Annotated in this window: 13 protein-coding genes; 1 reads left to right on the top strand and 12 read right to left on the bottom strand. The window is 43.9% G+C overall.

Features of this window, described 5'->3' with window-relative positions:
- Positions 1-3: 3 nt before the first annotated feature.
- From DN068_RS08850 to DN068_RS08815, 8 genes are all read right to left on the bottom strand, one after another.
- Positions 4-903: a rhomboid family intramembrane serine protease gene (locus DN068_RS08850; protein ID WP_110998548.1), complete on the bottom strand. Its 900-nt coding sequence runs from the start codon at positions 901-903 to the stop codon at positions 4-6.
- A gap of 16 nt (positions 904-919) precedes the next feature.
- Positions 920-1,810, bottom strand: a complete 891-nt coding sequence (locus tag DN068_RS08845) for a rhomboid family intramembrane serine protease (RefSeq protein WP_110998547.1) — start codon at positions 1,808-1,810, stop codon at positions 920-922.
- Between the two features lie 570 nt (positions 1,811-2,380).
- Entirely contained in the window at positions 2,381-3,700 is a 1,320-nt protein-coding gene (locus tag DN068_RS08840) for a MutS-related protein (protein WP_110998546.1), read from the bottom strand.
- Positions 3,700-5,031 (bottom strand): dihydroorotase, encoded by a 1,332-nt coding sequence (locus DN068_RS08835; RefSeq protein WP_110998545.1) that lies wholly within the window; start codon positions 5,029-5,031, stop codon positions 3,700-3,702. Before DN068_RS08835 ends, DN068_RS08840 begins: the two co-directional genes overlap by 1 nt.
- A 764-nt stretch (positions 5,032-5,795) precedes the next feature.
- A complete protein-coding gene (locus DN068_RS08830) occupies positions 5,796-6,464 on the bottom strand; it encodes a response regulator transcription factor (protein WP_110998544.1) in 669 nt (222 codons plus the stop codon).
- A 12-nt stretch (positions 6,465-6,476) separates the two neighbouring features.
- The gene (locus DN068_RS08825) at positions 6,477-7,268 is read right to left on the bottom strand and encodes a sensor histidine kinase (RefSeq protein ID WP_110998543.1); all 792 of its coding nucleotides are present in this window, start codon (positions 7,266-7,268) and stop codon (positions 6,477-6,479) included.
- On the bottom strand, positions 7,247-7,894 hold the full coding sequence (locus DN068_RS08820; RefSeq protein WP_110998542.1) for a hypothetical protein: 648 nt from the start codon (positions 7,892-7,894) through the stop codon (positions 7,247-7,249). The genes DN068_RS08825 and DN068_RS08820 overlap by 22 nt, the downstream gene beginning before the upstream one ends.
- A gap of 15 nt (positions 7,895-7,909) precedes the next feature.
- Positions 7,910-8,296, bottom strand: a complete 387-nt coding sequence (locus DN068_RS08815; RefSeq protein WP_110998541.1) for a hypothetical protein — start codon at positions 8,294-8,296, stop codon at positions 7,910-7,912.
- Between the two features lie 465 nt (positions 8,297-8,761).
- On the opposite strand from DN068_RS08815, the gene DN068_RS08810 reads away from it, so the two are divergent.
- Positions 8,762-10,477, top strand: coding sequence for a hypothetical protein (locus DN068_RS08810; RefSeq protein WP_110998540.1), 1,716 nt, complete (start codon positions 8,762-8,764; stop codon positions 10,475-10,477).
- A 239-nt stretch (positions 10,478-10,716) separates the two neighbouring features.
- On the opposite strand, the gene pdeM is transcribed toward DN068_RS08810, so the two are convergent.
- From pdeM to DN068_RS08790, 4 genes are all read right to left on the bottom strand, one after another.
- Positions 10,717-11,352 (bottom strand): ligase-associated DNA damage response endonuclease PdeM, encoded by a 636-nt coding sequence (pdeM, locus tag DN068_RS08805; RefSeq protein WP_110998539.1) that lies wholly within the window; start codon positions 11,350-11,352, stop codon positions 10,717-10,719.
- A gap of 222 nt (positions 11,353-11,574) precedes the next feature.
- Positions 11,575-14,004: a ligase-associated DNA damage response DEXH box helicase gene (locus DN068_RS08800; protein ID WP_110998538.1), complete on the bottom strand. Its 2,430-nt coding sequence runs from the start codon at positions 14,002-14,004 to the stop codon at positions 11,575-11,577.
- Positions 14,001-15,596 carry an ATP-dependent DNA ligase gene (locus tag DN068_RS08795; RefSeq protein WP_110998537.1) on the bottom strand — a complete coding sequence of 532 codons (1,596 nt, stop codon included), beginning with the start codon at positions 15,594-15,596 and terminating at the stop codon, positions 14,001-14,003. Before DN068_RS08795 ends, DN068_RS08800 begins: the two co-directional genes overlap by 4 nt.
- Complete coding sequence (locus tag DN068_RS08790) at positions 15,593-16,609, bottom strand: ligase-associated DNA damage response exonuclease (protein WP_110998536.1); 1,017 nt, start codon at positions 16,607-16,609, stop codon at positions 15,593-15,595. The genes DN068_RS08795 and DN068_RS08790 overlap by 4 nt, the downstream gene beginning before the upstream one ends.
- Positions 16,610-16,734: the final 125 nt, after the last annotated feature.

Here is a 16,734-nt window from a genome sequence, read left to right as displayed (position 1 = left end):
GGCTTATTTTTCTTTGCTGGCACGCACAAGCGTTTCCTTCTCGTCTTTGGAAAGTGAACCATATCCATTTTGCAGGATTTTATCCAGCAATTCATCGATACGTTTCTGAGAAATACCCTGCTTTGGCTCATACATACGGCTAAGCACCTGGCTGCGTCTTTTGTTGTGTTTTTCGATTGCGGCGCGTTCGTCCGGCGTAAAAACAGTTTCAACGCGGGCTAAAGTACTGTAAATCCATTCGCCCGGATTGTAACCACTATTCAGCAGTTTGATGTAAACAAAACCAGTAAGTCCACCCCCCGCCAGCATAGCAATCGCTGTAGGGTTGAGCGAAGTGTTGAGCATCATCAGCGCAAGAAAAATCACTATAACCAGCAACAACGGAATGCCAAGCGTGGGGCCCATGTAAATTCTATACTTAGGCGCTAATGTGAATGCAGCCACCGCCATACCCATGATAGCAGCGTGTGCGCCGAGAAGATGAGCACGACCTACAAAACCCGGTATGAACTGACTACCAATATAGAAAAGGCCGCCAACAAGAAGACTGCAAATAAATAAAGGGATAATCTGCTTGTAACCAACCAGCGTTTGCACAATGGAGCCGAAACAATACAACCAGATCATATTGGTTACCAATTCCCAAAAACCTGCATGCGACCAGCCATAAGTAAACAAGGTCCACCAGCGGGAAGAATAATGCTGCGATTGCGGAATGGCGATCACCGAAATAACCTTTTCCCAGGCCTCGTCATAGCGCATATGTGCGAATGCCTGAAAACAAACCACCGTAAAAAAGAAAGCGACAAAACCCACGCCACTGGCCACGATTAACTGCAGCACGGCATTGGAACTGTAACCCGGAATTGGGGAAGAAGAGGATCGACTATAAGCTGTCTTCATACGCACAATAAAGATATTAATAAAAGTGGTTGCGTTCTCGGCGACCCCATATTTTAAGAATTATAAATGCAAATAACATGCCTCCGATATGGGCAAAATGGGCCACATTGTCGCCAGCAGAATTTTGTATACCGGAATACAGTTCGAACAGTGCGTAAACAGCTACAAAATATTTCGCTTTTACCGGTACGAAGAAGTAGAGATAAAGTAATGTATTCGGGAAAAGATAACCAAAGGCAAACAGGACACCGAACACAGCACCCGAAGCGCCAACGGTGACCTCATCATAAATGCCGGGAATATATGCGCCGGTATTAAAGTTTTTAACGCCGTGCAGGTATTCATATATCCAGCCAATGGAATCATTCCGGTAAGAGAGATTGCCTGGATCTTGCTGCCAGCGCGCCAAAAGGCCATTTACATAATCAGGATTCTGCACTCGGAGCCCGGTTACATTCTCATGAATAAACTTAATGAACTGATCGATTGTCGGGTTTTGCTGGTAAGCACGAAACGCTGTTTCAATTGAACTGTATTCATAATGCAGCACCATCAGATGGCAAAAAGCAGCGCCCAAACCACAGATCAGATAGAAAATGAGAAACCTTTTTCCACCCCAGATATTCTCCAGGATACTACCAAACATCCAGAGCGCAAACATGTTGGAGAATATATGCAGCAGCGTCCCCTGAACCTCGTTGTAACTACCGTGCATAAACAGATGCGTCAGCAGCTGCCACGGTTTAAAATAATGTGATTTCCAATAATGCAGACCGAGATAATCGGCCAGATCAATACCCATGCGTCCTAATACGAACTGGGCAAGTACCATCAACACATTGATGATAATTATGTTTTTTACGACAGGTGGGAGTACCTGAAACCTGCCGGGTCTGAATTCTGTCATATTAAAAAAGCTATCGGAGAGATCCGTTCTAATCCGCCAAAATTAACAGGAAAAGAGGTTCCCGCAAAAAGGGTTTCCCGCAGAGACGCATAAAAGGCAAAAACGCAAAGTTCACTTTTCAGGCACACTCTGTGCGGTATGCTTCGATCCTCACAACAGCGACGCGAGAAAACACATTAAGCACATTCCACACATTAAAACACATTATTTCTTTTTGAGAAGGAGGTTTCCCGCAAAGACGCATAAGGGGTAAAGAAGCAAAGATTCACATTTTACATACTCGTAACTGCAAAAAATACGGGCGAGTGAACAACAATCCGCGGGATGTCTCCTACCGTCGACATGACCATGTGGTTATACACCATTCACGTTTGACGTTTCACCCAATTAACCCACTAACCAATTAACTTTTTACCCCTTTACTCATCGAGCGCGAGTGAACATCATTCCGCGGGATGTCTCCTACCGTCGACATGACCATGTGGTTATACACCATTCACGTTTGACGTTTGACGTTTCACCCCTCTAACGGATTAACACAATCAACCACATTCCCCACATTAAAACACATTATTTCTTTTTGAGCAGATCAAGCACCCCTTCTTTTTGGAGAATTCGATAACCGATCCGGTCGTTGGAAATACCCGGTTTTAGTTCGTAGGAAAATTTATAACTGTCATCCGCAAGTTGGGTCACGAAATAAGCAAATAAAATATCCTTTCGTTCGCTGAAATATTGCGCTACTTCATATAAATGGGTAGAAAGCACCATCAGATGATTCGGTCGTTCTAACAACCCTTCGATAACGGCACGGGTACATTCGTAAGCATCATGGACGTTGGTTCCTTTAAAAAGTTCATCCATCAGTACCAAATGAGGTTCCGGTTGCGCCAGACTTTCGGCCGTATGTTTCATCCGTTTTACCTCAGCGAAGAAATAACTTTCCCCTTTCAGGATATTGTCCTCGACGTGCATGTTGGTGATAATGCCCTGCAGAAAACTAATGCGCAATTTCTTTGCGGGAACGCCCATACCCAGATGCGCCAGCAGTGCACCCAAACCGAGCGAACGCATAAAAGTGGTTTTACCACTCATATTCGCGCCTGTAAGTATTAAAAGATTCTGCTTCTCGTTAAAGTCTACATCATAGGAAATAGGTTCCTCCAAAAGCGGATGATACAACCCTTTGGCTTCAAAGCAAAGCGGGAACGCCGGCTGCAGTTCGGGAAATGTCCAATCTTGTGCTTTAGTTGCTTTAGCCATCGCATTCCAGGCATCCAGACGGGCATAATGATACATGAGGCGTTGCACCATATGTTTCATTTCCCGTCGGGCACGGTAGCTAACTCCAGTGAGTTGCTTATAAGGTGTCTGTTTGTCGATTTTCAGAATCTCCGGCGTGAGGCGGTGTTTTAGCTCATCCTTCATCAGATTCAGCTCCCGTTCCAATAATGCTGGTATGTTTTCATTATTGTCCAGCAAAGCTACCATTTCGGTACAGCCTTTCAGGAAATCGGCCAGATGCGAAGCCGAAAACTGTGTGAAGAAATATTCACTCCGGTTAAGAATTTTCTGAAGAAACGAGCTAATGATCAGATTAAAACCCGTTGGTGGTGCGGAACCGGTATCGGCCGATTCGAAGAATTTATCGAGCATCACCAGCGTTCCGTTGGAAATAATGGACGGCCACTGATCGGGATGATTAACCCAAAAACGGATTACATCCTGCATTTCCTGCAAGGCTTCAAAAGTTGCCGGCGGGTTCTGCACATGCTTCCGCAGCACGTCTTTGCCGTACTGGGTAGATGTCAGATCTATGAGAGAAAAGACACTGCTGCCTTCGGAAGTGTAGACAGCAAGGTCTTTTAATGTGATTTTATCGTTGCGCATTAGCGATTAAACAAAAGTCTTTGTCCTCTATGAAGATCCAAAACTTGTCCGTTTTCATAAACGACATTTCCGTTTACTAAAGTATGCGTGATGCGAGCCGGCAGTGTAACGCCTTCCAGTGGCGACCATCCGCATTTGTAGAGAATATTTTCTTTGGTAACGGTAGTACTGTCATTCATATCTACCAACACCAGATCGGCGTGATAACCTTCACGGATATAACCACGTTCGCGAATCAGGAAGCATTGCGCTGGTGCATGCGCCATTTTTTCTACCACTTTCTCAATGGAAATACGACCTTCCTTTACATAATGCAGCATCATCAATAAAGAGTGCTGCACTAACGGCAAACCAGATGGTGCTTGTTGGTAAGGCAATTGTTTTTCTTCCCAGGTATGCGGTGCGTGATCAGTAGCAATGATATCCAGACGATCGTCCAGGAGCGCTTCCCAGAGCGCTTCTTTGTTTTCTTTGGCTTTGATGGCCGGATTACATTTGATCAGATTGCCCAACTGCGGATAATCGTCAGCAGTGAAATGCAGGTGGTGCACACAAACTTCTGAAGTAATACGTTTGTCTGTAATCGGGAACATATTGGTGAACAACTGCAATTCTTTTGCGGTAGAAATATGCAGAATGTGCAGGCGGCTGTTGTGCTGCTTTGCTAGTTGCACCGCAGAGAAAGAGCTTTCGAAGCAAGCTGCTACATCGCGGATCAGCGGATGATAAGATGCGTTGTCTGCATCAGGATATTTTTCTTTATTGGCTTTGATAATACGCTCGTCTTCGCAGTGCGTTGCAATCAGCAATTCTGTTTCGGAGAAAATCTTATTGAGGGTAACATAGTTGTCTACCAACATATTGCCAGTGCTGGAACCCATAAAAATCTTCACACCGCAAACCTGATCTTTCTTTGCATTGGTGCGTAAAACCTCATCTACGTTATCATTGGCTACGCCCATGAAAAAGGAATAGTTGGCAACGGATGTGCTTGCAGCGATATCGTATTTAGCCTGAAGTAATTCTTGTGTGGTAGCCGGTGGGTTGGTATTTGGCATTTCCATAAAGGAAGTAGCACCTCCGGCAACAGCTGCACGGGCTTCCGACTGGATGTTTGCCTTGTAGGTCAGACCGGGCTCGCGAAAGTGTACCTGATCGTCGATTACGCCCGGCAACAAATGCAGACCGGTAGCATCTATTTCCTGCACTGGTTCGCTGGTGTTGATTTGTCCGGCGATCTTTTCGATACGACCATTTTTTATCAGTACATCTTTTACTTCGCTACGGCCTTCATTAACCACTGTAGCGTTTTTTATCAGAATTGCAGCCATTATTTAGAAATTGTAGGGCAAAAATAGTCTTAAATGGCTGATCTCTGATCGCTGATTTTCTGATTTGTGAGTGGGTGAAACGTGAAAGGTGAAACGTCAAGATGTATTACGATAGGGCAAATGGTTAAAGGAATTAATTGGTCGCGAGAAATAATTTTAAACCTGGCGCGAGCGTTAGCGCAGCGCTCTCGTGACGAGCTATCATGTCAGTCTCTCGACTGACGACTGTTTTTTGGAGGCCAGTCGGGAGACTGGTAAGAAGCTTAGACACGAGTCGCCCTTCGGAAGACTCGCGCCAGTGTAGGTTTATAGACACGGAAGCGCTGCGCTAACGCTCAGTGATATTAATACTCGCACCATGAAATGAACCGGGTTCTACTTATTCCCGAACCGGGTCTGAATGCGTAAAGAAGCGGGTGGAATGCGGTAAAATAACAGGTTCTATGCGGTCATCGACCACCCTCCACCCTGTTCGCAACCGGGTTCGACCCGGTTAAAAAATAAGTACAACCCCGTTCCAAAGAACATTCAACCCGGTTCATTAATCCCTGAGACCCGGTCAGATTGAGGTATCAACCCGGTGAACAACCATGTTCGACCCGGTTCATTAACCCATCAGATGTGGTTAAATTAAAGTATTGACCCGGTGGGTTGGAGCATCCGACCCGGTCTGAAACGCCAGTCGGGAGACTGGTAAGGCCTATAGTCAGGAGAGCGCTTACGCTAACGCTCGCGCCAGTATCAATTGTCCACTGTCCACTGTATCAAACGTCCAGACTCACCAGGTCATTTTTTAGTGCGAAGATGACAAGGCCGGCAGTGTTTCTTGCGCCAGTTTTCTCAAGAAGATTATTACGATGACCGTCTACGGTACGAACGCTTAAGAAAAGCTTTTCGGCGATTTCCTGGGTGGTAAATTCTTTACAGATCAGTTCCAGTACTTCCCGTTCACGGCGAGTAATAGTATCAAGGACATTAAACCTGCTAATCTTATATTTCTTTTGCAGACCGCCTGATTGTAATCCGCGAAGCATTGTATCGTTAAAGAAAAATCCTTTTTCGTAGACCGAATCTATTGCCTTGAGTACCGTGTCCAGTTCAGCATCTTTAGCCAGATAACCGTTTACGCCATGCTGTACCATAGACACCACATACTTTTCGTCGCCATGAACGGAAAGCACAATAATGCGTACTTCTGGCATATGTTCTTTGAGATATTTTGTAGTTTCCAGACCGTTCATTTCTGGCATGCTCAAATCCAGCAAAAGAATATCAGGCAGCTTTTCCATTTTAGAAAACCGGGTAATCAATTCCTTCCCGTTTCCAGCTTCTACAACAACATTGATGTGCTCAAATTTCTGAATATTCGCGATAAAACATTCGCGAAATAATACCTGGTCTTCTGCTACGGCGATATTTATAGTATGTTTCATGGGACAATGTTTTTAGATTTCAACTTCTATAATTACACGTACGCCTTCTCCCGGCGATGATGATGTATTGAGTTTTCCTTTAATCATGTTGATACGACTTTCCATGTTTCGCAATCCCAGTCCTTTTTTAATCGTGGGATCGCCTGTATCATAACCCCTTCCGTTGTCATAATAGGCAAACAACACCAAACTAGTATGCGACTGTAACAGGATATCAACTTGTGTAGCGCCAGAATGCGCGATGGCATTGCTCAATAATTCCTGAGCAACACGGTAAATGGCTAGGCCAGTTTCTGCAGAAACCTCCGGAAAATTTTCAGGTGCAGAATAAGTGACTTTCAAAACCGGAGAGTCTGTTTGCCCACACAAATGCTCTAGTGCTGCGGCCAGTCCAAAAAACTCCAGGGAAGGCGGAATAATGCTGTGTGAGATCCGTTTGATGCTTTGAATACCCAGTTTGACCAGTCCCTTATTTTCGTCGAGTATTTTTTTCACCTCAGGCGAAGTGTCCGTAATAGTTAATTCCAGCTGTCCCATTTTAATACTAATGGTAGAAAATAAACTGCCGATCTCGTCATGCAGATCGGTAGAAATTCTTTTACGCTCGGTTTCTATTTCTTTGATATTGCTAAATAGCAGTTCTTCCTGATGTGCTACTTCAATATCGTGCAATTGTGCTTTTTGTCGTAGCAGACGACGCTGGTAGACCAGAAAAAAAATGACCAATCCCGCGCTGAGCAACAACATGCCCAGTGTGCCGATAAGGAGGAAGTAAAAAATATCTACCTGTTCCGGTAGTTGCATAATCCTAAAAAAATAAACAGGTACAACAGTATGCTAAAACACGCGTGCAGTGTCCAGACATAAATGTTGAGCTGGTGGTTTAAAGACAAAATATAATTGCTTAGCGCGAACAGGAATAGTGCACCTGAAAAATAAAAGAAGAACCCGGTATTGATCCAGAAGACAGGCGAACGCTCCATCTTCCGGATCTTCAGCTCCGAAAGCATTTTGTAGTAACACGTCAGTGTAAGACATATTACCCAAAGGCTTTCGATACTCCGGGGAAGTGTATTGAATGTAAACCAGCTTTGAATCCACAACGCATTTATCAGTGAAAAAGCCACAAACGCTATGCATCCCGTCATCAAAACTTTACGAGGTATGAGTTCTTCCAGAATGTAACTGTAAAACCAGGTTACCATCACAAACTCCACGCCTGTATAAATGTGAAGAAGCGGCAGATTGTTTTGCTTCATGTGCCACAAGAGCACAGCGATAGCGCTCAATATGGAAACGATCAGCAAATGCAGACTCAGCACTTTGTAAGCTCGCGTATAATTCTTAAAACCGATTCCGGCAATGATCAACGGCGGCAAAATAGCAAGCGGAGAATACTGCAATATGGCACTCTGCACAGTTTTCAGCATAGTTTACCTGCTAGTTTACTCACTCGCACATGGGCCGAAACAGAGCGGACTGTTCTTATCGCATGTGGGCGGACATGGTAACGTGAAATCAAAGATATTGCTGTCGTCTGGTGTTTCAGTATTGATCATATCGCTACCGTCAACGTTTGCAGGCACCATGATCATTCTTTCCTTTCTGCCTGGTTCTTGCGAATCATCCCAGCCAAAGTAGAAACGCACATAGCTTGCGCCTTGCTCATTGATCATATCTGTCAACTCTTGTGCATCTACCAGGAAACCAGTCACAAAATTGCCCTGGTCAGTCCAGCCTTTAGTCAGTTTTTGTGCTTCCGCCAGTGGGATTTCATAAATGCTCGGGCCCTCAATTGCTTTGAGTTGGTTTTTCTTGTTTTCAACTTCCATAATTTGGTTGTTTTATATGGTTAAAGAATAAAAAAATGGCGATCCGGATCTTGTTTGGGAGTTGTCTTCAGAAATTCCAAAGACATTTGTTATTTATTTATGTAGTTTTCGGTGTTATATAATCATACTCCTTTATGTTTTTTATTTCTACGAAAGCAACACATCACACGGGTATAGCGCAAAATCTATACGACTTCCACTTTCAACTATACAGCATTCTTCTCAGGGGTAAATTTCCTTTTGGGAGTGCCACAAATATAATGGTTCCGACAAGGAAATAAATAAGCATTCTTCGAAATAGGAAAATTATTTTACTGCATAATATAGACTGCACAATCTTTTTATACCCTTACTTTTGTTCTGGCCTGATATTTGAAGGATTATGAACGCTGATGAATGGGACAGGCAATCTTTTTTCAAAAATTTATTTCAAATAGCCTTTAATATCGTCATCCTACTCTTTTTATGCTGAAAAAAACGCTCCTGACTGTTGCATTGGCAACAACCACTTGCTTCAGTTTTGCCCAGACCACGTATTTGCAGTTAGGACAGGAAGATTATCCGCTGCTGGACCGTTTAGAAACCCGCTCGGGAAAACTTACCACCGATTTCTTTTCTACCATAAAACCCATTTCCAGGAAAGGAGCTGTCAGCTTTCTGGAGAAAACAAAAGAAGCTTCCGATTCCATCGGGCTGAGCAAAATCGATCTCTATAATATAGACCACATGATCTCTGTAAGCGGAGAATGGGCGCATGACGAGAATGGAGCCATTGATTCTAAAAAGCCATGGTTCAAAACTTTTTATAAAAAGCAGCCAGATTTCTATAGAGTAAAAACCAAAGATTTTTTCCTGGTGGTGAATCCTGTGATCAGTGGACAAGTGATGGAGGAAAAATATAAAACGGGCGATGTGTCTCAGTCACAAACGCTTTACTCCAGCAGTCGCGGCGTAGAGCTGCGTGGTTGGATTGCCAAGAAACTGGGCTTCTATACTTATTTTGCCGATAACCAGGAACAAATGCCTTCTTATGTAAAAGAATGGACTGAAATGCATCAGGCAGTTCCGGGCGCTGATTATTACCAGACGCCTTCCAATAAAACATACGATTATCTGCAAGCCCGGGGTTATATTGATTTTGCAGCCATCAAAGGCTATCTGAATTTCACTTTCGGCTACGATAAACAATTCATCGGCGATGGCATGACGAGCCTTTTCCTGAGTGACTTTTCCGCATCTGGGGCATTTCTCCGCATCAATACCAAAATCTGGAAGCTGAACTACCAGAACCTTTATATGGAATTGCAGCCGCAGTACACTCGGGGAGCTGATCAGCAATTACCGCACAAATACGCCACCATGCACCATTTGAGCATCAATGCCACGAAATGGTTGAACGTAGGGCTGTTTGAAAGTGTGATCTTCGGCCGCACGGATCGTTATCCTTTTGATTATATGATACCGATTATCTTTTACCGTTCTATTGAACGCTACAATGGAAGTCCGGACAACGTGAATCTTGGATTTAACTTCAAAGCAATTGCTTTGAAACATCTTCAGTTTTATGGACAGTTCTTCCTGGATGAATTACGAACTTCGGAATTTTTTGCCAACACGGGATGGTTCGGCAAAAAATTCGGTGTACAGCTCGGTGCTAAATACTATGATGCGTTCACTGTGAAAAACCTCGATTTACAAGGCGAAATCAATATCGTTCGTCCGTACACTTACTCGCATTCTGATTCTATCGCCAACTATACAAACTACAACCAGCCACTCGCCAATCCGCTTGGGGCCAGTTTTGCACAGTTGATCGGCAAAGTGAGTTACCAACCGGTGAAAAATCTTTACCTGACTGCAACCGGGATGTATTACCAGCAAAGCACTGATACTGCGGGTAGCAACTATGGAAGCAACATCTTCCTTAACTACGCTGATAATACACCAGTTAATCCTTCAAATCCGGAATATGGATACAAACTGATCAACGGATTGAAAGCAACTTGTCTGTCAATGAATTTGAATGCATCTTACGAGCTGCGTGAAAACCTGTTCTTTGATCTCGGCGTGAATTATCGTCACTATTCATACGCAAATGATTACTACCCGTCCAACGCATCAACTTATGTGTACGGTGGTTTCCGTTTGAATATTGCGCGGAGAAACTACAATTTTTATTAATGATTGATTTGTGAGTCGACAGTTGTGAGTACTCATATTTATGTAAAAACGGCCAGATGGTTTAATATCGTCTGGCCGTTTTTGCTATTGTAAGGATGTGTGTTGTGAGTCGTCAATTGTGCGTACATCTTGTTTATCGCTCCCTTTGGCTCTGGATGAGAAATGAAAAGTGTAAAATGTAATTACCGATTAGTTATGCAGGTATTTAGCAAAATCATCTTAGTGCCTTTGTGTGAAAACTACATCATAACGATACGGTCACCTGCAATTGCATAATAAACGGCTCCTATCTGCTGAACCACGTGTAACCCGGTCAAGTGGCCGAACGCAGGCAACAGAAAAGTATTTCTGTAATACACAAAACAAGGCAATTTTACACTTTGCCGACCTAATCCCCGAAGCACACAGCCAGGGTGTAAATGACCGCTTATATTAATATTTCCTTCTGGCGGATGCGTGATAGGAATATGCGATAGAATTACATTTCCCAAAGCCAGTTGATCATCGATCAACTCAATTCCCAAGGCCTCATAATGCTCATCCTTTAGAATATCATGATTGCCTTTGATGAGTGAAAAATGAACATGCGGATTTTGCTCAATGAATGTTTCAAATAATCGCCATTCCGTATTGTAATTGCTGTGAAAGAGATCGCCCAGAAAACAAATTTGTTCCGGATGATAAACACCGATCAAAGCGTTGAGGTTTTCGTAATCTTTCAATGCGCTTAGTTCCGGCATCGGGATTCCTGCTTTCCTGAAATGCATCGCCTTACCCAAATGCAGATCTGCTATAATCATGAGACCATATTCTTCCCAGAAAAGAGCTTTTTCCGGAAGCAGACGAAAGGTGTTACCATGTAAAACAATATTCATCGCTGATGGCGGATGTCTGATGTCTGATTTGTTCGTGTAATTTATGAAAGAGTTAAGAGACCGGGATTACAAATCCAGGCTATCTGTGGTTCGATCCCAAAGCATTGTGAGGACTGTGCAAACATGTCGCACAGCCGAGTGATTGCTCAATGCATTAATGCTTCGCCTCCGCTCAGCATGACAAGCGGCCCCATGGGATGCTACTCGCACCAAGGCTCTTCTTCAGGGGTTGGGGGTCTCCAGCGCAGCTGCCATTTTCCTGATTCTGTCTTCTACACTTTCATTACTATATTTTTCACGAAACCGCTCCGCAAAAATTGGAAAAGAAAAAGGTGTTGGTCTCTCCGGATACTGCAGTACAATACGATGATCATTGATACGCTGAAATGCAGTCTGCATACGTGCTATCTCCAATTGAAAATCGAAAACCTCTTCATAGGCCTGTCGCAACAGCAAATTGTTTTTCTCGAAGTCTTCAAAGACGTTAAAGAACAGTTGTGCACTCGCCTGCAGATGCTTCGTCTTTACCTGTTTACCAGGGTAACCAGAAAACACCAGTCCGGCAATGGCTGCAATCTCACGAAACCTGCGGCGCGCCATCTCCGTCGTGTTGATACTTTTCATCACATCTTCACTAAGTCTTTCCGGAGCAAACAAACCTTCATTTAGTGCTGCCTCAATGGGAATATCCTGATCGCTGAGCAATTCAAAACCATAATCATTCATTGCAATGGAAAAACTAAACGGCCGTATCTGCGCGATACGATGCGCTATGATCGCCGCCATTCCTTCGTGCACAAAACGACCCTCAAACGGATAGATAAAAACATGACAACCTTCCTTTGTTTTGATCTTCTCGATCAGCAATTCATTTTCCTTCGGCAGATAAGAACGTTCTGCCTGCAAATCAAAAAGCGGTTGCAGAAACTGCAGCTCAACATCCTTTTGTCTACCGCTATAATATTCATTCAATTCATGACGGATTGCTTCTGAAAGATAAGACGAGAGCGGCATCCGGCCGCCTTGCCAGGACGGAATCACGCCCGTTTTCTTTTTCCCTGCCCGCACAAAAGCTTTGAGATCTTTGACCATTACCAATTCCAGATTTCGTCCTGCAAACCAAAAATGATCGCCGGGATTTAGCCTTGAAATAAACCATTCTTCAATACTACCTAATCTTTTGCCACGCATAAAAACCACCTGCATCATGGCATCGCTTACTATGGTACCGATACTTAATCTATGCCGCATGGCCACCCGCTTGCTCGTAACTTTATATACCCCATTCTCAAGCACTACTTTATGAAATTCATCATACGCTGTAAGCAATTTGCCACCCTGTGTGATGTACAACAAGCATTCATTAAACTCATCCCTGGTGATGGAATGAAAACAATGTGTTTGTTTTATTTCTTCGAAAATTTCATCGGCATGAAAACCATTAGAAACCGCGAGTGTAACAAGGTATTGCATCAGTACATCAAACGAACGGATGTACGGAATGCGGCTTTCAATCTGATTGTGTTTAATCGCATATCGTAACGCAGGACCTTCTACTATCTCCAGAGAATGCGTTGGTAAAAAATAGATTTTACTCACTGCGCCGGGATAGTGACCACTCCTGCCCGCCCTTTGAATAAACCGGGCTACACCTTTGGCAGAACCAATTTGAATCACTGTATCCACCGGACGAAAATCAACACCGAGATCCAAACTGCTGGTACAAACCACTGCTTTTAATATGCCTTCATGCAATGCATTCTCAACCCACTTGCGAATATCTTCACCAAGAGAGCCGTGATGCAATGCAATCAATCCTGCTAAATCAGGTCGCAGATCTAAAATGCGCTGGTACCAGATTTCGGCCTGCGAACGTGTATTCGTAAACAACAACGTTGCATTGCTGTTATCAATGATGGGGAAAATTTTATCTGCAAGTTTAATACCCAGGTGTCCTGCCCAGGGAAAACGTTCCAGCGTGTCAGGCAAAATAGTTTCAATCTCTAATTTCTTTTCCAGCTTTGCCCGGATCATTACCGAATCAGGAACACCGGAAAGCAAAATTTCTTTGGCTTGTTCCAAATGACCGATAGTTGCTGATATACCCCAGACTTTCAGCTTCGGATTAATGGTACGGAGACGAGACAAAGCTAACTCCATCTGTACGCCACGTTTACTACCAAGCAATTCATGCCATTCATCTACGACCACAAATTCAAGGTTTTTAAACAGATCAGCATAACCTTTTTGCGCGAGCATTAACTGAACGCTTTCTGGCGTGGTGATCAATGCTTCCGGACTATCTTTCTTTTGTTTATCGCGCTCCTTTGTTGAGGTATCACCAGTGCGCAAACCTATTCTATAAGGCAGATGCAAATCGCCACTCACACGATTGGTAGCCGCTTCAATCTCCTTTGAAAGAGCACGAAGCGGCGTAATCCAAAGGCAGTGCAACCCTTTGCGTTTTTTCTTTTCCGCTTGCTTCGCATAATGTTCCAGCACGCCAAACCATATGGCAAATGTTTTACCAAAACCAGTTGGTGCGTTGAGCAGACCGGATTTACCAGAAGCTATAGCACGCCAGGTCTGCTCCTGAAAAGGATATGGTTTCCACTGCTGTTGTTCAAACCATTGTTGCGCCAGTTTATTCATCTGCGTGCCGCTTCTATCAGTTGTAAAAGATCGAACTTTGTGTTGGCATCACCAATATTTTTGTCTTTGCGCCAACGCGCAATACGCGGAAAACGCACAGCCACACCAGATTTGTGACGCGTAGATTCATTGATTCCCTCAAACGCTAATTCAAAAACAAGTTCCGGTGTTACACTGCGAACTGGTCCAAATTTCTCAATTGTATTCTTCTTAATCCAATTATCGACCTCCAGAATTTCTTTATCAGTAAGACCTGAATATGCTTTTGCAAAAGGCACCAGCACATCATTGTCCCAGACCGCGAATGTATAATCAGTGTACAAATCTGCCCGTCGCCCATGACCACGCTGCGCATAGATCAACACCGCATCCACGGTCAGCGGATCTACTTTCCATTTCCACCAATTACCACGCCTGCGACCAGTTTCATAAACGCTATCTTTCTTCTTTAGCATCACGCCTTCGCAATTATTATCTCTTGCGGCTTCGCGAATAGCAATGACTTCATCCCAATTATTACATGGAAAAACGGGCGAAATAATTAGCGGCGCCTGAGAACCGGCAAGGGTTACCAGATATTCTAATTGTTGTCTCCGAGAACTCAGCGGCATATCGCGAATATCTTTCCCATCTTGCTCCAACAAATCATAACAGATCATCACCAGTGGTGCTTCCTGCAAAGATTTTTTCGTCACATTTTTCCGGCTGATGCGTGTCTGCATTATCTGAAAAGGCAAAGGACGGCCGTCCTTATAAGGAAGAATTTCACCATCAAGCACAGTTCCGTTGGGCAAAATATTTTTTAGTAATTCAAATTCAGGGAACTTATCTGTAATGAGTTCTTCGCCTCTGCTCCAGATAAACAACTCACCATTACGCACAATGATTTGTCCGCGAATCCCATCGTATTTTTCCTCGATCTGCCAGTCATGCACATCGCCGAGCACTGCCAGTTCACTTTCTACTTGATAAGCCAGAAAAAACGGATAGGGATGATATAATTTTTCGCCTGAGTTTGCTTCAAATAATAATTCATCAATGGAAATGATCTCCGGATTCCAGTTGCCCATCAGTTTATGTGCCACCTGATTTTCTTCCTGATTATAATGTTTCGCCAATGCTTTAATAACAAGCTGCCGGGAGACACCCATCCGAAAGCCGCCAGTGATCAGCTTATTAAACACCAACCGATTGTTTGCATTCATCTCCATCCAACGCGCCGTAATTATTCTTTTTTTTTCTTCATCGGAGGCTGCCGCAAGTTTATTTAATTGTTGCAGTGTTTCGGTCAGTGAATATTCTTTATTAGCGACCGGTGCCGGCAGACATAATGCGATGGTTTCTGCAAGATCACCAACGACAAGATATGATTCGTCGAAAAGCCACATGGGCAAGCCCGACAGCTCCGCACACCAATTGCGCAGATCTGCAGTTTTTATAGCGCGACGTGGGGTTTTCCCAGTCAACAAAGCGACACACCAAACGATATCAGATTCAGGAGCATCTGCAAAATATTGTACCAGCGCATCGATCTTTGCATTGATCTTAGTCGTCTGCTCAATGACTGTAAATAGTTCGCTGAATCCTTTCATAACTCTTCTATTTCTTCTTTATTGCCTTCCAGGCTTTCTCCTTCATATAGCGTCTCTACTTCGGTTGCATTGATACCCTTATTTTCCCGCAACCATTTTGCATAAACAGATTTGTAACCGTGTGTGACATATACGTGCTCCGCACCTGTTGCCGCAATAGCTTCATTAAGCTGTGTCCAGTCGCAATGATCAGACATAATAAAGCCTCTATCAGCACTACGTCTGCGACGTGCACCCCTTAATTGCATCCAGCCACTGCAAATGCCCAGGCTAAACGGCTCAAAGCGCTTCAACCAGGAACTGCCTATTGCTGATGGTGGTGCAACAATCATGGCACCATTAAAATCCTTTTTATTTTGATCGGGCGAAACCCTTTGCCATGGCTGCAATTCAATACCCTGTTCTTCGAGTACTGTGTTAATATTTGCTACGGCGCCGTGTACCCAGATGGCACCAATACCACTATCAAGATGATGTAAAATGCGCTGCGCTTTACCAAGCGCGTATCCGATGATCACTGAATTTTGCCCCAAGTCGGCATTGTTGCGCCACCATTCATTTATCTCGTCATAAACTTGCTGCGGCGGTGGAAAATTATAAACCGGCAGACCAAATGTTGATTCTGTAATGAAATGATGACAACGTACCGGTTCAAACGGAACAGAAATCCCATCGTGTTGCAATTTATAATCACCGGACACTACCCATATCTCGCCTTTGTATTCGAGTCTGATTTGTGCAGAACCGGGAATATGACCGGCAGGATGCAAACTGATTTGGACACCGTTTATTTCGATGGAATGATTGTACCCAATGCCTTCTACGTTGATGTCAAAACCCAATCGTAACCGCAGGAGCGGAACTGTATCATGATGTGCGAGATAATATTTATTTCCCCAGCGCGCGTGATCAGAATGTGCATGCGTGATGATCGCTTTATCTACAGGCCGCCATGGATCTATATAGATGCCTGCTTGCCTGCAATAAATTCCGTTGTTATCAAAACGAAGCATTTTATTTCCGTTGACAATTGACAGTTGACAGTGGTGTTATTACAATACTGACGCGCACTTAAATCCACATTCCGCGGGACATCTCCTGCCGTCGATGTGACACAATACGAGTACGCACAACTGAC

Origin of the sequence: Taibaiella soli (genome assembly GCF_003236175.1) — a bacterium.
Taxonomy (GTDB): Bacteria; Bacteroidota; Bacteroidia; order Chitinophagales; family Chitinophagaceae; genus QKTW01.
This window is presented reverse-complemented; position numbering and strand designations above follow the sequence as displayed.